This window comes from Brevibacillus nitrificans, assembly GCF_003710965.1.
Classification (GTDB): Bacteria; Bacillota; Bacilli; order Brevibacillales; family Brevibacillaceae; genus Brevibacillus; species Brevibacillus centrosporus.
Genome location: NZ_RHHU01000003.1, coordinates 1,058,732 through 1,078,168, shown reverse-complemented (window position 1 = coordinate 1,078,168; position 19,437 = coordinate 1,058,732). Strand labels below are relative to the sequence as shown.

General features: G+C 48.1%; 16 protein-coding genes. 12 read left to right on the top strand and 4 right to left on the bottom strand.

Annotation, left to right across the window (positions count from 1 at the left end; all coding sequences use genetic code 11):
- Positions 1–129: 129 nt before the first annotated feature.
- The gene (locus tag EDM59_RS06845) at positions 130–432 is read right to left on the bottom strand and encodes a CdaR family protein (protein ID WP_122922914.1); all 303 of its coding nucleotides are present in this window, start codon (positions 430–432) and stop codon (positions 130–132) included.
- 279 nt (positions 433–711) lie between these two features.
- On the opposite strand from EDM59_RS06845, the gene EDM59_RS06840 reads away from it, so the two are divergent.
- Positions 712–1,170 carry a MarR family winged helix-turn-helix transcriptional regulator gene (locus EDM59_RS06840; protein ID WP_122922913.1) on the top strand — a complete coding sequence of 153 codons (459 nt, stop codon included), beginning with the start codon at positions 712–714 and terminating at the stop codon, positions 1,168–1,170.
- Positions 1,157–2,191, top strand: a complete 1,035-nt coding sequence (locus tag EDM59_RS06835; RefSeq protein WP_122922912.1) for a threonine aldolase family protein — start codon at positions 1,157–1,159, stop codon at positions 2,189–2,191. Before EDM59_RS06840 ends, EDM59_RS06835 begins: the two co-directional genes overlap by 14 nt.
- A gap of 95 nt (positions 2,192–2,286) precedes the next feature.
- On the opposite strand, the gene EDM59_RS06830 is transcribed toward EDM59_RS06835, so the two are convergent.
- Positions 2,287–2,880 carry a TetR/AcrR family transcriptional regulator gene (locus tag EDM59_RS06830; RefSeq protein WP_122922911.1) on the bottom strand — a complete coding sequence of 198 codons (594 nt, stop codon included), beginning with the start codon at positions 2,878–2,880 and terminating at the stop codon, positions 2,287–2,289.
- Positions 2,881–2,907: 27 nt separating this feature from the next.
- Positions 2,908–3,519: a TetR/AcrR family transcriptional regulator gene (locus tag EDM59_RS06825; protein WP_122922910.1), complete on the bottom strand. Its 612-nt coding sequence runs from the start codon at positions 3,517–3,519 to the stop codon at positions 2,908–2,910.
- 290 nt (positions 3,520–3,809) lie between these two features.
- On the opposite strand from EDM59_RS06825, the gene EDM59_RS06820 reads away from it, so the two are divergent.
- From EDM59_RS06820 to EDM59_RS06800, 5 genes are all read left to right on the top strand, one after another.
- The gene (locus EDM59_RS06820; RefSeq protein ID WP_122922909.1) at positions 3,810–4,967 is read left to right on the top strand and encodes a thiolase family protein; all 1,158 of its coding nucleotides are present in this window, start codon (positions 3,810–3,812) and stop codon (positions 4,965–4,967) included.
- Between the two features lie 3 nt (positions 4,968–4,970).
- Positions 4,971–5,360 (top strand): Zn-ribbon domain-containing OB-fold protein, encoded by a 390-nt coding sequence (locus EDM59_RS06815; protein WP_122922908.1) that lies wholly within the window; start codon positions 4,971–4,973, stop codon positions 5,358–5,360.
- Positions 5,361–5,398: 38 nt separating this feature from the next.
- Positions 5,399–7,528, top strand: coding sequence for an acetate--CoA ligase family protein (locus EDM59_RS06810; protein WP_122922907.1), 2,130 nt, complete (start codon positions 5,399–5,401; stop codon positions 7,526–7,528).
- A gap of 35 nt (positions 7,529–7,563) precedes the next feature.
- On the top strand, positions 7,564–8,352 hold the full coding sequence (locus tag EDM59_RS06805) for a crotonase/enoyl-CoA hydratase family protein (RefSeq protein ID WP_122922906.1): 789 nt from the start codon (positions 7,564–7,566) through the stop codon (positions 8,350–8,352).
- A gap of 117 nt (positions 8,353–8,469) precedes the next feature.
- Positions 8,470–10,053 (top strand): MFS transporter, encoded by a 1,584-nt coding sequence (locus tag EDM59_RS06800; protein ID WP_122922905.1) that lies wholly within the window; start codon positions 8,470–8,472, stop codon positions 10,051–10,053.
- Positions 10,054–10,117: 64 nt separating this feature from the next.
- On the opposite strand, the gene EDM59_RS06795 is transcribed toward EDM59_RS06800, so the two are convergent.
- Complete coding sequence (locus tag EDM59_RS06795) at positions 10,118–11,347, bottom strand: MFS transporter (protein WP_122922904.1); 1,230 nt, start codon at positions 11,345–11,347, stop codon at positions 10,118–10,120.
- Between the two features lie 217 nt (positions 11,348–11,564).
- Between EDM59_RS06795 and EDM59_RS06790 the strand changes: the two genes are divergently transcribed.
- The 5 genes from EDM59_RS06790 to EDM59_RS06770 all read left to right on the top strand — a co-directional run bounded on the left by EDM59_RS06790 (position 11,565) and on the right by EDM59_RS06770 (position 19,330).
- Positions 11,565–12,554 carry an NAD(P)H-quinone oxidoreductase gene (locus EDM59_RS06790; protein WP_122922903.1) on the top strand — a complete coding sequence of 330 codons (990 nt, stop codon included), beginning with the start codon at positions 11,565–11,567 and terminating at the stop codon, positions 12,552–12,554.
- Between the two features lie 295 nt (positions 12,555–12,849).
- A complete protein-coding gene (locus EDM59_RS06785; RefSeq protein WP_221176046.1) occupies positions 12,850–13,854 on the top strand; it encodes a P1 family peptidase in 1,005 nt (334 codons plus the stop codon).
- A 210-nt stretch (positions 13,855–14,064) separates the two neighbouring features.
- Complete coding sequence (locus EDM59_RS06780) at positions 14,065–14,820, top strand: YheC/YheD family protein (protein ID WP_122922901.1); 756 nt, start codon at positions 14,065–14,067, stop codon at positions 14,818–14,820.
- Positions 14,821–15,021: 201 nt separating this feature from the next.
- Positions 15,022–16,770, top strand: coding sequence for an ABC transporter ATP-binding protein (locus EDM59_RS06775; RefSeq protein WP_122922900.1), 1,749 nt, complete (start codon positions 15,022–15,024; stop codon positions 16,768–16,770).
- A 289-nt stretch (positions 16,771–17,059) separates the two neighbouring features.
- Positions 17,060–19,330: an EAL domain-containing protein gene (locus EDM59_RS06770; protein ID WP_246010922.1), complete on the top strand. Its 2,271-nt coding sequence runs from the start codon at positions 17,060–17,062 to the stop codon at positions 19,328–19,330.
- The last annotated feature ends 107 nt before the right edge of the window (positions 19,331–19,437 follow it).

Genomic DNA, 19,437 nt, shown 5'->3' with positions numbered 1-19,437 from the left:
AGCGTTGTCTCCGAATCACTGCTTTGAATGTGGGCCGCGCGCAGGGGAAGGAATATTTCTTCGGAAAACTTCTCGATGTCCTGCGAGGACTGATGCAGAAAAAGCGATTAATCCCAATCTCTTCGTAGCTCATGAGACCGGATTGGTGCGGTTGATTAAAAAAGAGATGGTCTTCTGGGCTTCCTCATAGCTTTTGGCTATCTCTTCTACATTGAGGTAAGTACCACCGATACCACCGTAAAGGAAATGTTGATCGGTGTTCAGCCATTCCCGAACAATCGTTTCCAGCTGTGAGGTGATATGCTTTATTTCAGCAGCCTCATTCACGGAAAAAAGCAGCGTGATTTTGTTGTGAAATCCAAAAGTCCGTTTATTGATGGCGGATAGCCGTTGATTGATTTTCGATAGCAGCCGTTGCAGCCGGGCTTCCACTTCATAAGGTTCAAAAGATCCAGGGATTTCGCATTAGCAAACAAACGTATAGGTGTTGATTTTAAAAGGAAGGGAGACAATCATGCATCCTAATAGCACCGACCCAATGAAGATCGGGTATAATGCCTCTAAAAAGATCATAATGTTTGGAAAACTACTGGTTCATCCCAGTAGTTTTTTCGTTTTTCCTACATTGCCATCCAAACAAACGAAATGTTGACAAAGTCCACTAAATCAACTAGATTAATTGTTGACTATGTCCACTAAAGGAGGCCAACCATGAGCCTGGATGAAGGCATCATCGCAGATATTCGGCAATTCAATCGCTTCTATACCAATATTCTTGGTGTGTTAAACAAGCATGTATTGGATACCGGATATACGTTGACAGAGGCGCGGGTTGTCCTGGAGATTGGCTTCATGGAGCCGTGTATTGCGAATCAGCTGGTCGAAAAATTAGACATGGATCGCAGCTACATGAGCCGAATCATCTCCAAGCTCCAAAAGGATGGGCTTCTCGAGAAGGAAAGCTCCCCATTGGACAACCGGACGAGCCTGATTCGACTGACTCCAAAAGGGGCGGCGTTGTTTCAACAGCTGAACGAAAGATCGGATGAACAGATCGAGCGGCTGCTAGATGGGCTATCACCAACAGAAATCAGTGAGGTACGTTCTTCGATGTTGTTTATTCAAAGCAAAATGAACCGATTGGAGAGGGCGCAGAATGATTCGATTTGAAAATGATTATACAGAGGGTGCACACAAGCGGATTTTGGAGCGGCTATGGGAAACGAATGAAGAGCAGACATCCGGGTACGGGACGGATGAGCATTGTGAAAAGGCGAGAGCGTACATTCGAACAGCGTGCGACGCACCGAATGCCGATGTCCACTTTTTAGTGGGAGGAACGCAGACCAATACGACTGTGATCGCCTCCATTCTTCGCCCGCATCAAGGTGTCGTGAGTGCCACTACGGGCCATATCGCTGTGCACGAGACAGGGGCCATTGAAGCGACTGGTCACAAAGTTCTCACCGTGCCGAGTGAGGATGGAAAAATTCAGGCACATCAAGTCAAAGAAATATACGATGCCCACTGGAACGACGTCACTCATGAGCATATGGTACAGCCTGGCATGGTGTACATATCCCATCCGACGGAAAATGGAACGACCTACACGAAAGCGGAATTGGAAGCGATCAGTAAGGTTTGCCGGGAAAACGGGTTGCCATTGTTTCTAGATGGCGCTAGGCTCGGATACGGTCTCGTTTCTGAGGAGTGCGATTTGACACTGGCTGATGTGGCAAGACTCTGCGATGTCTTTTATATTGGTGGAACAAAAGTAGGTGCGCTGTTTGGGGAAGCAGTCGTTATGATGAACGATGCCCTGAAAAAGGATTTTCGGTATATGATCAAGCAAAGAGGTGGCATGCTGGCGAAGGGAAGACTGCTGGGGATCCAGTTTGAAACTCTGTTTGAAGATGGCCTGTATTTTGACATTTCCCGTCATGCGGTCCAATTGGCGATGATGATTCGAGCTGCATTTGCGGAAAAAGGCTTTTCGTTCCGCTACGACTCGACAACGAATCAGCAGTTCCCGATTTTGCCCGACGAGATCTGCAAGGAATTGGGCAAAAAATATTCGTTCTCTCATTGGGAAAAAGCGGATGAGACGCATAGTGTTGTGAGATTCTGCACCAGCTGGGCTACGAAAAGGGAAAATGTAGAGACGTTGATCGAGGATATTCGGGCGTTGTAAAAAACGAGTCCGTAGCATCAAAACAAGGCAGCAAAGTAGAAGAGGACGTTATCTTATGTCCAAAGCTACTTCTGCCTTGTTTTGATTTAGTCTCTTCATTTTTTGTAAATAATTTTCCGGGGAGATTTACTCATAATATCACTCATAATTTCAGCTAAATGGGACGGCATGTATTTGATTCGGTTCATTATCCATTGTTGGATGACGCTGATGAATACGGAGGAGAAGTAGTAGCTATACAAATCTCTATCGTCAGTCGTCAATTCATGATCGGATGATGCAATCTTTTCATAAAAAAACTGATGGAGAGCAGAAAACATCCTTCCCCAAAAAACAGGGACGTTCCCTTCGTGAAGGAGAACCCGGAAAATATGAAAATGCTCACCCACAAAAGAAAATAGGGAAAGAGAAATGGCGTAGTAGGAATCATGCTGAGGGTTCTCTGTTTTTCGCATGGCCTGTACCATGTCAGCTAACAGGGTATCCATGATGTCATTCAAAAGGTCATCTTTATCCTGATAGTGCGAGTAAAAGGTGACACGGTTGATATCTGCTTTGTTGGCAATGTCTTGAACGGTAATTATCGTGAATCTATGTTCTTGCAGAAGACTGATCAAGGCGTTCCGAAAGCATTGACGCGTTCGTTTCACCCTGCGATCCTTCCCCATAACTCCTCGTTCGCGAACCATCTGATCGATCCCCTCACTTTTATAAGACTAGGAAGGAAACATGCTTTGGAGTGGCTTTCTCAAAGCGATGTAATTAAACTGTTTCGCCATTTGTTCAGGTGAGTACTGGAAGTCGTTCTTAATCCAAAAGCGGACGACCCCAATGATGACGGAGGAGAGGTAGATAACGTAAATATCTTCATCGGATGACATTCTCTCGTCATTGTCGGACAGATACGTCATTCTTTCCGAAAGGTATTTTTGCAAGGTTTGAAAGAGCTGATTGTGAATGTATCCTTCCAATTGCTTGCTCTCAAACATGACCTTGAAAAAAAGGGAATTCTCCAGAATGTACGTGAAAAAAGGAAGGCTGCCAGGCTTCTCTTGATTGTAATCAATTTTGTATTCCGAGGCTTCGCTTGGCATCACGTATCTCTGGGAAACCCCGTGTATGATTTCCTCAATGAGTTCTGTCAATAACTCCTCTTTGTCACGGTAGTGAACATAGAAGGTTCCTCGATTAAAGTCAGCTTCTTCCGCAATATCAGAGACGGTGATGGAGTTAAAATCCTTTTGCTTGATTAAATGCAGCAGAGCAGATTTCAGCGTTTCACGCGTACGCCTTACTCGTCGATCCATGTGCTGACCATCGGGTGGCATGGACTTCTACCTCCTTATTGACAAATTCGGGATGGGTGTAAAACATCTGCGTGATAGTTATACACAGTGATAGGAAATGGACGTTTAACTACAGAACCCGCTTTTTTGATTATTGCGGCGATTTTGACTATCACTATAATAAACTACAAGAACACGCATATTCAACACAGTATAAATAATCTGAAAAATGCGCGTTTGAAAGGTACAAGGGAGGGAGAGAGAATCTGAGGAGCTTTAGAAATAGAAATATGTAAGCGTTTTACAAAGGCTTGCAAGAGGAGGATCGTACCATGAGTCTAAGGAGTAAGGCAGCAATTACAGGGATCGGGGAAACCATCTTTCATAAAAATTCCGGCACAAAAAACATTCTTCAATTGGCAAGTGAGGCTTCTGTTGCGGCTATTAAAGATGCTGGTCTTTCCTTGTCAGACATTGATGGCATCATTACGTTGAGCCCTTTATCCGCCAATAGTCGATTGAATTTGCCTCTAGCAGAATTTCTCGGCATAAAGCCGACGTACAGTGATGAAGTATCCGTGTATGGGGCATCCGGGGCATACGCTCTGAAACAGGCCGCGGAGGCGATCACAGCAGGAACAGCCAGAAACATCCTGGTCGTTGGCTCCGATTTGAACTTTTTACAGCATCGGTCAAACGAGTCGATTCCCCTGATGGAGGACTACGATGTCCCCTTCGGAATCGATGCCAATGTAGCCTATGCCATGGCAGCAAACTTGCATCATCATTTATATGGAACAACGGATGAGCATAGAGCGAAAATAGCGGTTGACCAAAGATATAATGCCAGCTTTTACGAGAATTCTCTTTTCGGCAAAAAAGCTCTCACCGTAGAAGACGTTCTGCAATCACCTGTTATCAGTTCTCCCTTCCATTTGTATGAAATCGTTTCCCCGTGTGAGGGAGCGCTAGCTTTTATCGTGAGCCCTTCGGAAGACGCGAAAAAGCTCACACCCCATCCGGTTTACATTGACGGCGCTGGCTTTTACAACGGTCACTTTTTAATTTCACAATCGCAGCTCTTCCATAACGGCGTGACGACCCCGATCAAGAAATCCTCTGAAATTGCGTTTCAAATGGCAGGTATCTCAACAAAAGACGTGGATGTTTGCGGTTTTTACGATTGTTATACGATTGCTGTTCTACTGACTATCGAGGATATGGGCTTTTGCAAGAAAGGGGAAGGGGGCCGTTTTGTCCTGGAGCATGATCTCACTTTTAAAGGAGATTTTCCTGTCAACACAAGTGGTGGGCAGCTTTCCGTCGGCCAACCTGGGGATGCTGGGGGCATGGTAAATGCGATCGAAGTTGTCAAGCAGCTGATGGGAAGAGCAGGTGAAAGACAAATACCTGATGCTGAAATCGGGATCGTTAATGGCAATGGAGGCTTCTTCTCTACAGAATGTACATTGGTATTAAGGAGGGGATAGGCGATGAAGTTCGGTTTTGTTGAAAGAGGAGAAGCAAAAGAATACATGGATGGCCTCGCCCAGTCAGAATTGCGAATCCAAAAGTGCAAGGAATGCGAGAAGTATGTTTTCTACCCTAGACAGTATTGCCCGCATGATATGGGGGAGCTTGAATATGTGAAGGCAAGTGGAAAAGGAAGAATCTTAACCTACTCGCAGGTATTCAAAACCGGGCACCCATTATGGGCGAACAGCACTCCTTTTGCGGTGGCTATCATTGAGCTGGAAGAAGGGGTCTCGATGGCATCCCATGTGGTTGGCGTAGATCCTTCAACGGTACAAATCAATCAAGCAGTTGAGGTTGTTTTTCAAAAGGTGAATGGAACCACATTTCCATTTTTTCGACCCATTTAGCATAATCACGCATGAGGCTACAAAGGAGGAGTTGAACCATGATTCATCATCCGTATAAACCTTTACTATCTCCAGAGTCTGTCGCTGTTGTCGGCGCTTCCAATACACCAGGCAGTATCGGACATACAGCGATTAAAAACTTTGCAGATATTGATTTTCGTGGAAAAGTTTACGGGGTGAACCCTCGATATGAGGAAGTGGTCGGATTTCCCTGCTACCCTTCCTTACTGGCCATTGACAGTCCGATCGATGTTGTGATCGTGGCGGTCGCAAGTCATTTGGTAGAAGGTACGATACGCGAATGCATCGAGAAAAAAGTCAAGTTTCTGGTCATCTTTAGTTCCGGATTTGCTGAGACGGGAGAGAGTGGTCGGAGTAAACAGAACGAGATCATGGAACTGTGCAAAGCAAATGACATTCGGGTGGTCGGCCCCAACGCACTTGGAATCTATAATAACCAAAATAAGGTACTTCACAGCTTTATTCCGGTGTCATCCTTAGCACCGACACCGATAGGGGAGATTGCGGTTATTTCGCAAAGTGGTGCAACGGGGATGACTTTTGTCTCAACAGCTGGGGACGAAGAGATTGGATTCTCTTATATGTTTACGACAGGCAACCAAATGGACCTGAACACCAATGATTTTTTGGAGATTGCCATTGAAGATGCGTCCACAAAAGTTATCAGTCTTTATATGGAAGCAGTCCCGAATGGAGAAAAGCTGAAGCAATCGGCCAAAAAAGCACTAGCCGCCAGAAAACCAATTGTGGCTTTAAAAGCGGGCCGTTCTGATGCAGGAATGAAGGCTGCACTCTCTCATACTGCTTCCATGACCGGATCCAACCAAAGCTTTAAAACGGTTGTAGAACAATTGGGTGTTACGGTCGTGGAAGAAATCGAAGAGATGATCAATGCGCTAAAAGTATTTCGGAGTGGCAAACGCCCTGCCGGGAAGCGGGTGGCTACATTAGTCATCTCAGGTGCTGCAGGAATTATGCTTGCGGATACGGTTACGGAGCTGGGCCTCGAGATGGCTGTGCTGGAAGAATCCACGAAGCATCGGCTTGCCGAAATCGTCCCTAGCTATTGCTCTTTGACGAACCCCGTTGACATTGCTTCTACCTATACAGGTGACCAGCGACTGTACAAGCATTGCATCGAGACCTTGGCTGCAGCGGAAGAAGTGGATATCGTGATTGTCCATCTCCCACAAATAGGTCCATTGGGAGAAAAAATGGCCAACGAAATTGTAGAAGTTGCTGGCAGCACTACCAAGCCAATCATTGTCGCAATCACTGGTCCTGAGCAACATTTCGGTACAGTGAAGCGAATCTTGAATCGAGGCTACGTTCCTCAATATTCATCTTTGAAAAGTGCTGGGATTGCAGCAAAACAACTGGTTTCTTACGAAGAAAGATACCATCGCTCTCTGCGGCAAAAAGAGCTTGAAATCGAACAAACCGCAGCTGCTCTTGAACTGGTGCCAATTGAAATCAACGATGTATCCGTTCTTACGGAACCAGAGGTAAAGCAAATCCTGCAAAGCTTCGGGGTTCCGGTTCCCAAGCATGTAACCGTGACCAAAAGAGATGAGCTCCTGGAAAAGGTCAAGGAGCTAAAGTACCCTGTCGCAGCAAAAATTGTTTCTCGCCAAATCACACACAAAAGTGACGCAGGCGGTGTCGTTCTATCCATAAACGATGAGCGTGCATTAGCAAGTGCGTATGATTCCATCCTAGCTCAAGTAAGGGAGAATTGTCCGGAGGCTTTAATCGAGGGTGTCTTGGTTGAGGAGCAAGTGGAAGGCCCCTTCCTGGAAGCGTTCGTCGGAATAAAGCGTGATCCAGTCATGGGACCCATCATGATTTGTGGCTTAGGCGGCATCTATGTCGAGGTTTTAAAGGACATTGCCCAACGACCCGCTCCGATCAGCGAAGAAGACGCATTGGAAATGATTCAAGAATTGAAGTGTTATCCAATATTCACCGGGATACGAAAGGGGCTTCGCTATGATGTGAGTGCTTTCGCAAAGGCTCTATCCCAACTATCACAGATAGCCGTGTCAATGGGGGACAAATGGACCGGTCTCGAAATCAATCCATTGATTATCCGTCCGTCAGGTGAAGGTGTAGTTGCGCTGGATGGCTTGCTGATAGTAGAAGAATAAAAGACTGAATATTCAGATTTATAAAGGGGGTACACATGAATTTTGAGACAGTGTTATTTGAGAAGAAAGGCCGTGTAGCGCTTCTTACGATAAACCGCCCCCAGGCAATGAACGCGATTAACTCGCAAGTATGGTGGGAAATGGGAAACGCTTTGGAGGAATTTGCAAACGATCCGGAATTATGGGTCGCTGTCATAACTGGAGCAGGTAACCGTTCCTTTTGTGCGGGTGCCGATTTAAAGGAGGTCGCTGCGGGTAGGTCACTCGTTCCAGAAGGAGGGGAAAAATGGGGCTTCGCTGGAATTACCCAGCATTTTGTGAATAAACCGATCATTGCTGCTGTGAATGGATTCGCTCTGGGAGGAGGAACGGAAATCGCCCTTTCCTGCGACCTTGTAGTAGCTTCGGAGCTAGCGACCTTTGGATTGCCAGAGGTGAAACGTGGAATCCTGGCAGCAGCTGGTGGGCTCTTGCGTCTTCCCAGACAGATACCTCTAAAAATTGCCGTAGAAGCCATCGTAACGGGAGAATCCATGACTGCAACTGATGCGTTGCGATGGGGGCTGATTAATCGAGTAGTTCCGCATGATCAAGTTGTACCGGCTGCGATCGAATTGGCGCTAAAAATTTGCGAGAATGCGCCTTTAGCGGTTCGGACAAGTAAAGAGATCATTTATCAGGGGCTCGATGTTTCCCTGGATCACCCGCCGCGTGCATGGGAGATAAATGAAAAGCTATCCAGTGAAGTTTTGAGCTGGGAAGATGCAAAAGAAGGAACACGAGCATTTGCAGAAAAACGGAAACCGAACTGGATAGGTCGGTAGGACGACTTATAGATTTACCTAAACAAGCTTTGCGGTCCCATCCTTCTGTGAGTGGGTTGGCTGTGAAATCTAATCGCAGAAGGATGCTCTTCTATCATCATTGAAGGAGGAAGGTATATGTCGGTCAAATCCCCGTGGGTCGCATTTCTCGGACTTTTGTTTGGAACGTTTACTGTCATAGAAGCAATGGCTTTTCAGATTCCAGCCTTGCCTACCCTTACAAAAGAATTTGGCATTCCAGTAGCGATCTCTGGTTTAATTAGCCTCTTTTATTACTTGGGCCATACCGTTTTTGCACCGGTTTTTGGGAACATTGCAGACCAGATCGGAAGAAGAAGGATCATCTTGACAGGACTTGTTGTTTTTACAATTAGTGAATATTTGGCTGCGATGAGTGTGAATTTCACGATGTTTTTGATAGCACGCGTCTTTCAAGGCATCGGTGCTGCGTGTGTGGTCCCAGCTGGCATTGCCTATGCTACTTATCTATTTCCTAACGAGAGGAGAGGGATGGCCCTCGGTGTTTTATCTGCGGTTGGTACACTCGGAGCTGCAGCAGGCGGGCTGATTGGAGGCTTTCTTATTGGCAAATTCGGGTGGCAAACGATCTATTTGGTGAGTGGAACCCTATCGCTAGTAGGAATTGTTTTGGTCAAGCTGACTGTACCTGAAACTCCACGAAATCAAAGAAAGCCTTTCGATTATCTCGGATCTATTTTTCTTTTACTCACCGTTGGAACTCTTCTCTCTGTTACTACCCTTATCGCTAATCTTGGACTCAAATCTCCGTATACCATTGTCACTCTTCTAGCAGGACTCGTTTTTGCAACGATCTTTTGGGGCGTGGAAAAGAAGAGTGAATTTCCCTTTATCGATCTTTCTCTCCTGAAAAACCGTATGTTCATTTTACCTCTGCTGCTAACCTTTTTCCTCGGGATCTGCTACCAAGGCGTCCTCTATACCAATGCATTCTTCGTCAGCTCAAAAGCTGGTGGCGGACCGGAACTTGCCGGTATGCTAACTATGTACGTCTACCTGACAGGTGCTCTATTTGGACTGGTTGGAGGAAAATTGGTGGATGAGTTCCCCATGAAAAAGGTGATTATATCCAGCTCGGCGCTGTTTGTGATTGGATCGATCATCTATTCAACCTATACGGCAAGTACACCCTTTTGGTATGTTGCAATGACGGTGATTATCCTGGTAGCAGCTTTCCTTACCATGTCCCCCGCATGCATTAAGATGGCATTGGCAGAAGTGTCGACTGACAAACTTAGCACGGGCTCAGGAACCTATACGATGATACGCGATTTGGGTAACCCCACTGGACAGACTACTTTTTTAGCACTGTTCGGAACCATCTCCGTTTCTTCGTTGGGAGCTGCCTTACTCGGACAGGCAAAGCAAGCAGGAGTCAGCGATAGTCTGATGGGGAAGGTAGAAGAGGCAGGAAATGTGGCTGGGGAGCAAATTGATTCCGAGCTAGTGAACCATTTGAACACGCTGGGAATTCAGTTTCAGGACTTGTTGAATGCAGCGAAAATCGATGGCATGATTATCTCTTTGAACTGGATGAGCTACATCGTCATTGCTATCGCGGTACTTGTTTTTGTAGCCGCTTTCTTTTTGCCGAATCATCAAGCGAAGAAAGTGATGAGCAAAAATGGCCTATCCACAGATACGTCTGCCCACGAAGCATAAGCGGAGTGTGCTTGACTCGAAACAAAAAGGGACCCCCAAAAAGGTCCCGTTTCGTTTCGAGTTTTTACTTCGTCGCAAGCTTCGCTTCTGTAGCTTGCTGTTTTTGTTTCTGATAGGCTTCATCCGGCCTTTTCGATCGAATCAGGATCGCGGTCGCCAAGAGAGCGATACCGTTGATGATGAACACGACACGAATCGGGATGACTCCGCCGAGAAAACCACCGATCACGGGACCCAGCATTGTCGCAATCTGTGTAGAGGACTGGTTGAGGCTGAATGCTCTCCCGCGAAACTCGGGGTCCGTCACTTTGACGATCATCGCGTTGATGGACGGGTAAACGGCCGCGAAGAACAAGCCGTACCCGAAGCGCAACACTCCGAACCCATACAGATTGGTGAAAAAGAACTGCAGCAGATTGCCGACTGCGCCGCCGATCAGACCGATAAACAGGATTTTGGAGTAGCCCACCTTGGTTCCGAGCTTGCCCCATCGAGGTGCCGCAATCACAGTTGCGATCCCGACCGCAGCGAAAATGATACCGGCACTGAGTGAAGCATCCTTCTGGGAAGCACCCAGTTGCAGAACATAGACGGTGAGGAGGGGCTCAAGCAGCATGACGGACATCGTGACGATCAGGCTAAGGCCCAGGATCGACATAAGCGATTTGTTGGCGATAGCCGAGCGCAAATCCTCACGTACATTCGATCGCGTACCAGAGCGGTTTAGATTGGTTTCCCTCACCAGAAATGTGGCGATGAGAGCCGCGATCAGCACGACAGCTCCGGAAAATAAAAATGCCTCCCGGTTCCCCCACATGTGGCTGACTACGCCGCCGACGAGGGGACCAATGATGCCTCCAGTAGCACCGGATGTCGCCATGACTCCAAGTGCATATCCAACATGTTTTTCAGGTGTGTTTGTCGCAACCAGCGCGATAGAGGCAGGAACAAATCCGGCCAGAAGCCCCTGAAAAATGCGCAAGACGACAAACAGGTACGGGTCGTTGATAAAGTAGGTGAGAAAGTACAGCACAGCTAGGCTATATCCAGATCGGATCAGCATCGGTTTTCGGCCGTACTTGTCTGCGAGAGATCCCCAATAGGGAGAGATCAAGGCACTCGCGAGAAAAGTGATGCCGAATGAAATACCAGACCAAGCTTCCAAGTGTTCATTAACTCCGAGAGAACTGTGAAGGAAGATGGGTAAGAACGGTATTGCGATGGAATAGGCTGTGCTGCAAAAGAACACCCCAACCCATAGTACAACTAAGTTTCGTTTCCAAGAAAAATCCATCTTTCTGTCACAACCTTTGCAGTAAAAAAGCAGGATGCTCGCATTGATTATTCTAGCACTGCTTATACCCCCTGACTAATAAAGAAATGCGATCATTCTTATGCCAAAGTGAAATAAGCAAAAACTGGGTGAAAAACTTGACGGCCTGTATTTCGTGTCGGAAACTGAATGTAGATCATGAAAAAGGAAAGCGTTTCCTGATTGGGAGGGGAAAAAGATGAAGGCAGTCGTCGTTGAAAAACCAGGTGGTCCAGAAGAGTTGAAAATCAGGGAGGTTCCGATTCCTACGCCAGGGGAGGGAGAACTGCTAGTCCGCGTCAAAGCAGGGGCGATCAACCGTACGGATATTTTGGCGAGAAAAGGAGGAGGGTCTGCTTATAAAAAAGCGACGAACCGACTCGGGGTGGAAATGGCCGGTGTGGTTGAGGAAGTGGGAAAACAGGCAGGGGCATGGCAAGCAGGCGACAAGGTCATGGGACTGGTCAGCGGAGGCTATGCGGAGTACGTCGTGATTCCAGCCGATCGAGCGATGCGCATTCCTGATAATCTGAGCTATATCGAAGCTGCAGCGATCCCGGAGGTATTCCTGACAGCCTATCAGACGCTGTATTGGATCGGAAAGCTGCAGGAAGGCGAGACCGTCCTGATCCATGCAGGAGCGAGCGGAGTGGGAACAGCTGCCATTCAACTGGCCAAGCAGGTATCAAAGGCAAACGTGATCGTGACAGCTGGCTCTGCGGAAAAGCTGGCCTATTGCAAAGAACTGGGTGCCGACCATGTCATCGATTACAAACGAGCAGCCTTTGAGCAGGAAGTCGAGAGAATCACCGACGGTAAAGGGGCCAATCTGATTCTCGATTTCATCGGAGCCGCCTACTGGAAAAAGAACATCCAGAGCGCGAGCATGGACGGAAGGCTGGTCTTGATCGGCACACTAGGGGGAAAAGAGACAAACGTCGACCTGTCTGATCTGATGGGGAAAAGATTGCAGGTTACGGGAACTTTGCTCACGCCGCGCAGTGATGCGTACAAAGCTGAGTTAAGCCAGGAGCTCGCACAAAAGATACTTCCCCTGTTCGAGAGCGGTGTGATCAAGCCGATCATCGATACGGTATTCCCGCTGGAGGAGATTCATCTGGCGCATCGACGTATGGAGGCAAATGAGAACATCGGCAAGATCATCTTTCGCGTAGGAGAACAAGCATAACAGGCAAAAAGTACTGCATCTTTCCGCTCAAAAGCTCCACGGTGATTGTGACACTGCTGGATGCGCGCTATGATAAAGAAACAGACAGAACCTTCAAACAACTATGGGCGGTCCTCCAAATCTGGGAAAAGGTGGGTACGACATGGCGAGTGATTGGGATGCTTCGGTTTCAAAAAGGGAAGAGGGACAAAAGGAGCAAATCAAGGAAAGTGTTTCACGACGCAAGTTTTTGCAAAGAACGGCGATGCTCGGTTTGGCAGCGGCTGTTCCCGGATCTTTGCTGACGATGTCCGCGATGGCTGAGGAGAAAAAGCCGGCAGAGAAAGTCAAGCTGTCCGCGGGAAGCATTGTCGATGTACCAGGCGTGAAGGTCGGCCAAGTATCGGACGAGCAGGCATTGACTGGTTGTACAGTCGTTGTCCTGGAAAAAGGGTCCGCGTGTGGAGTCGATGTACGTGGTTCAGCGCCGGGAACCCGGGAGACAGATCTGCTCAATCCGATCAATTCGGTGCAGGAGGTCAACGCCGTTGTCTTGACTGGCGGAAGTGCATACGGCTTGGACGCGGCGAGCGGTGTGATGCGCTATCTGGAGGAGATCGGACAAGGCTACAACGTAGGCGTGGGAGTGGTCCCGATCGTTCCGGCTGCCGTCATTTTTGACCTGTCGATCGGAAGCTCCAAGGTCCGTCCCGACCAGCAAATGGGGTACGAGGCAGCAAAGCTGGCAAGTAAACAACCGGTCGAGCAAGGAAATGTGGGAGCGGGTACGGGAGCCACGGTAGGGAAAATGGCAGGAATGAAACGAGCGATGAAAGGCGGACTAGGCTCAGCCTCCCGCCGGTTGCCAAACGGGCTGGTCGTCGGTGCCATTGTCGCTGTCAATGCTGTGGGCGAGGTGCGTTCTCCGTTAACTGGCGAGATATTGGCAGGTGTCCGTGACGATGATGGAAGCTTGCGGGATAGCTTGGCTTGGATGATTGACGCCAGCCCCCCCCCAGTGCCGTCTGGAACCAATACGACGATCGCGGTTGTCGCGAGCAATGCGAATTTAAATAAAGTCCAAGCGAACAAAATCGCGCAAATGGCACATAATGGACTGGCGAAAACGATCAATCCCGTACATACGATGAGTGATGGGGATACCGTGTTTGCTGTCGCTACAGGCGGTGTGGATGCCTCGGTCAATCTGGTTGGAGCACTCAGCGTGGAAGTGCTGGCAGAAGCGGTCGTGAATGCAATCTTGGCCGCAAAAGGAGCAGGCGGCGTTCCAGCCTATCAGGATTTGCACGGGAGGAAATAAGACAAGCAGATAGAAAAGGGACCCTTACGGCCGTCGGGAATGACTCCTGCCTGTTGCCTGGGGGTCTTTTCTTTAGCCATAAACGAAGAGCAAAATACGGCGCAGGCATGTGTCCCGGCATCGGGTTGCTGCCGTTCCACTGTAGATGTGGATGGATATATTGTCTAGCAGAAGGGTGGTTCATTCAGGAGCGGAGAAAGGGGTCATTCGATGCCGTACAACTCATCCAAGTGGGCGCTTCACAAGTTTTATTCTCGTTCTTCCAGCTTAGGAAGGTATCTTCCACCCACGGCAGTCCTGTCACGAAAGACGTTGTCCGCATATTTACGGCGCTATTCCTCGGTATACATCAAACCGGACGCGGAACATACGGGGACGGGAATCATCCGTGCATGGAAAAAGAATGGCAGGTACTCTTTCGTAAAAGTGAAAGGCAAGAAAAGGGAGAGCAGTTCCGTGGAGGGGCTGTACAAAAAGATTCGAAAATCGAATGGAAAAGGGCGCCATATCATTCAAAAGACCATTCCTCTGGCGAAAGTAAACGGACGGCGCTTTGACATCCGCGTCATGATGATGCGCAACGCCACGGGAAGCTGGGAGTATGCAGCGATGCTCGCGAAGGTCGCCGGTAAAGGCAGCATCATCTCAAATGTACGTCGTGGAGGAGGCTATGCTTTGCCGGTCGCAGCGGCATTAGCACCGTCTCTATCCCAGGCGAAAACAGCAGAGGTCAAACGAAGGCTCGTGCAGCTAGGCTATCAAATCAGCCGATATTTCGATCGCTTCAAAAGGCGCTCCGAGCTGGGAATTGATTTTGCGGTAGACAAAACTGGTCGGATCTATTTGATTGAGGTCAACCACGAGGTGCCATCCCATGTCCTGTTCTTGAAATTAAAAGACAAATCGCATTTTCACAATATCCGAAGACTGGCGAGAGCTTATAAAAAACGGAAAAAAGGTAGATAAATTCGGGGGCAAAGACTTCCTTGTGGTCTTTGCCTTTTTTATGCGCACTCCTGTCTTCTTCCGACGTGTGCCTCTGAAGGGACATTAGGAAAGGGATTCCAAGAAAAGGGTCGATATTGCGCGAGCTTGCCTATATAATGAAAATGATTATCAAAGGTGCTTCGATTGGAGAAATGCCTGAAAGAGAGAGGAGTTGCTTGCATGCTTCGCCGTTTTTTTTCCTATTATCAACCCTATAAGGGATTGTTCCTACTTGATTTTTCATGCGCCATCCTAGCTGCGATGCTCGAATTGGGCTTTCCTGTCGCGGTAAATATGGTCGTAGACAAGCTGCTGCCCAGCAAAGACTGGCCGCTGATCCTGTGGGCTTGCTTCGGACTGCTGATCATGTACATACTCAATGCAGCCATGAACTATGTAGTTACTTATTGGGGACACATGCTGGGGATCAACATCGAAACGGACATGCGAAAAAAATTGTATGACCATATTCAAAAGCTCTCGTTCCGTTTCTTTGATAATACCAAAACAGGGCATCTGCTATCCCGATTGACCAACGACTTGATGGAGATCGGAGAAGTGGCGCACCATGGGCCGGAAGACTTGTTTATTGCCATCATGACGTTGGTGGGGGCATTCTTCCTGATGTTTAGCATCAATGAAGAAATGGCGATCATGACGTTCTTGGTGATTCCGATCATGATTTGGCTTGTCATCCACTTTAACCGGAAAATGACGACTGCTTTTCACCGCATGTATGGAGACATGGCAGACTTTAATGCACGCGTAGAAGACAACGTAGGCGGGATGCGCGTTGTCCAAGCATTTGCCAACGAGGCTTTTGAAAATGGGCGCTTTGCCGAGAACAATCTTCGCTTTCGTTTGACGAAGCTGCTCTCGTACAAGATCATGGCGCAAAATTCCTCTGTCAGCTATATGATGATGAGGCTCGTCACGCTATTCGTCTTGATCTGCGGAAGCTGGTTTGTCTTGCAAAATCAGCTGACCTATGGGGAATTCGTCGCTTTTCTGCTGCTGACCAACGTGTTTTTCCGTCCGATGGAAAAAATCAATGCTATCATCGAAAGCTATCCAAAAGGAATTGCAGGGTTTCGACGATACATCGAGATTATGGAAACGGAGCCGGATATTACGGATGCACCGGATGCGATTACGGTCGAGAAGCTAAGAGGGGACATCCAATACAAAGGCGTATCCTTCAGCTATGATCAGGAGTCAAGTATCTTACGGAACATCGACTTGAACATTCGGGCAGGGGAAACGATTGCGTTTGTAGGACCTTCTGGAGCGGGGAAAACCACATTGTGCAGCTTGCTCCCTCGTTTCTATGAAATTGACGGCGGTAGTATCACCATCGATGGAAGGGACATTCGCAAGATCAAACTGTCGTCGCTGCGCAGTCAGATCGGGATCGTTCAACAGGATGTATTCCTGTTCTCTGGATCGATTCGGGAAAATATCATCTATGGGAACCAAACGGCAACAGAGGAAGAAATTTGGGAAGCAGCCAGACGTGCCAAGCTCGATGAATTTATCCGCGCGCAGCAAGATGGGTTGGAGACGATTATCGGAGAGCGCGGAGTCAAGCTGTCTGGCGGTCAAAAACAAAGGCTGGCGATTGCCCGCATGTTTTTGAAAAACCCGACGATCTTAATTCTGGATGAAGCGACATCTGCTCTGGATACCGAGACGGAAGCGGCAATCCAGCAATCGCTGGCGGAATTGTCGAGGGGGAGAACGACATTGGTGATCGCGCACCGTTTAGCCACTATCAAAAACGCGGATCGCATCATGGTTGTGACCGAAGAAGGGATTACGGAGCAGGGCAGCCACGAACAGCTGCTGGATCAGGAAGGGGTATACAGCAGACTGTATCAAGCCCAGTTTGGAACCTATCTCGAACAATCTCGCACCGCATTCACCAGCTAAACAGGATCGAAGGATCAAAGCCACGGCTCGACGTCGAATCGAGCCGTTTTTTTATGCAGAAATGATCCGCTTCGCCTAAAGGCAGCGAATGCGAGGCATGTCCTCACTAGGGAGAGGCATGCCTCACCCAAGTTTTCTCACGACTGCGACCATGGAACTAGACAGAAGATATATTCATCCAGTAAAGTAAAGGAAGATTATAAAAATTTCCAAAAATGAATACCAGCAAACAAAATTCCGGGAACATACGTGCTGTAGGGCATGTATCAGAGGAAGGGAGTGTTCCGATTTGCAGATATGGCAGCAAAGGGACGAAAGGTGTGTCGCAGATGACTACGATAGCGAACTCATCCTTGCTCTGGAAAGACAGGAATTCCTACTTCATTATCAACCTGTCATCGACTTGAAAACGGGAAAAATCGTCGGGGCAGAGGCTTTTCTGCGCTGGAATCATCCCAGGCGGGGTTTACTGGTAGCGAGAGAGTTTCTTTCAGGGGTCAAACAGACGAATACGCTTTTTTCTATTCAAGAGTGGGCCATACAGCGAGTTTGTATGCAAAATAAGAAATGGCAGGAGTCCGGCATTTCACCGTTCCCTGTTTCCGTAAATCTGTCACTGCTCTCCCTCATTCATGATGATTTGGTAACGGTGGTAGAGCGTGCGCTAGAAGCTAGCGGACTAGAATCGAGATGGCTGGAGCTGGAACTGACAGAGGATATGGCGTTCGATGCCGAGCAAGCTTTGGAAATACTGCTTCAGCTGAAGCGTATCGGTGTTACGATCAGCATCGACGATTTTGGACGTGGCTATAGTTCGCTCTCCCAGCTCAAGCGTTATCCGATCGACAAACTCAAAATCGATCAATCCTTTGTGCAGGATCAGGCAGAAGAGATGGTGGTCACAGCCATTATTGGCATGGCGAAAAATTTACGCCTTCAAGTGGTCGCAGAGGGCGTCGAGTCAAAAGAGCAGCTGCACTTTTTGCAAAAGCACATGTGCGACGCAGCACAAGGGTTTTTCATCGCAAGGCCAGTCGCTGCCCACGAGCTTCTCATGAATATGGCGCTCGCTCAAGAGATCGTGGCTAAGCATGGAAACGGGTTGCTATCAAATGAAGCCGTGCAGGAGCCATGGAGAGCCGGACACACGCGCTGCGAACTAGCCAATCTTTTGAAAAATCAGCAGGGCATGATTTTTACATTTCGGAAAATAGGCGATAAGTTCATCCACACACTCTGTGAAGGCGAGCTCATGCATCGGACCGGACTTTTGTCCGAGCAAGTCGTGGGCAAAGAGTTGAAAGAGTTTTTGCCGGCTTTCGAGGCCGAGAGAAAAACGCGTTACTATGAGCGAGCCTGGAATGGGGAAGAGAATATCAACTACGAGGGTCAGACGAACGGTGTCTTTTATTTGGCAGCGCTGCGTCCCATCTTTCAAAATGGTGCCGTCAAAGAAGTCATCGCCTCCTGTGTCGATATTACGGATTTAAAAAGAGCGGAAGCAAAACTGCGCGAGAGTGAAGCCAAATATCGTGTGATCGCGGAAAACGTGTCGGATATGATCGTGGTCCTCGATCAAAGAGGCATGATTACCTATACCTCTCCTTCCGTTTCCTCGATTTTGGGGATATCCCCGGAGGAAGTGCACGACAAGCACATGCTCACGTTTATTTTGCCAGACGAAAAAGAGCGGGTACGGAAGCATGTGGAGGAAATGATTAAATGGAAATTGCCACAGCAGCTTATTCTCTCAGGGAAGCATCGAAATGGCAGTAAGCTGATTCTCGAAGCCAAAGGTTCTCCTGTTTTCGATTGTCAGGGGGAGGTTCAGCAAATGATCTTCCTGATCCGCAATATTACCGCTCAAGTACATGCAGAGGAATTTTTGCGCAAGATTGACAAGCTCGCTGCAGTAGGCCAGCTCGCAGCTGGAGTCGCGCATGAGATTCGCAATCCCGTTACTTCCATCAAGGGGTTTGTCCAGCTTCTCAAGCAAGATCGCGGCAAGAAGGAGTATTTTGATATTATTCTTGCGGAGTTTCAACAGCTGGAAAACACGTTGCGAGAATTTGTGTTTTTATCCGGGCAGCGCTCCCTGTTAGAAGAGCAAGTGGAGCTTTGCACGATACTCGTGAGTGTCGTAGGGCAGCTTCAGGAGACAACGGTTCTTCATGATTTGAGACTGGACTTGGTGGAGGGGGAGTCATCAAAAATACGCTGTAATCCCGGTCAAATTCGGCAGCTCTTTCTCAATCTGCTGTCCAATGCCATGGATGCGATGCCGGGTGGAGGAACCATTCAGGTCAGCATGTTCAACGAGGGCAGCGACAAAGTGAAAATCCGTATTGTCGATGAAGGCTGCGGGATGAGTCAAGATCGTCTGAACAGGTTAGGGGAGCCTTTCTACAGCACAAAGGAAAAAGGCATTGGCCTCGGACTTATGGTCAGTTATAAAATTATTGAGTATCACCAAGGCTATGTCCATTTTTCCAGCGATCCGCAAAAAGGAACGACAGTAGAGGTCGTTTTTCCCATAGAGAAGGTCCGATCAGTTACTTGATCGGACCTTTTTTGTGCAGGAAGAATGAAAAGATTCCTAGCCCGTATAAGTGCAGCTAAGGCTCCGCCACAAAGCTAGGCGGAGCCGAGTTTTCTAACTTATGAATG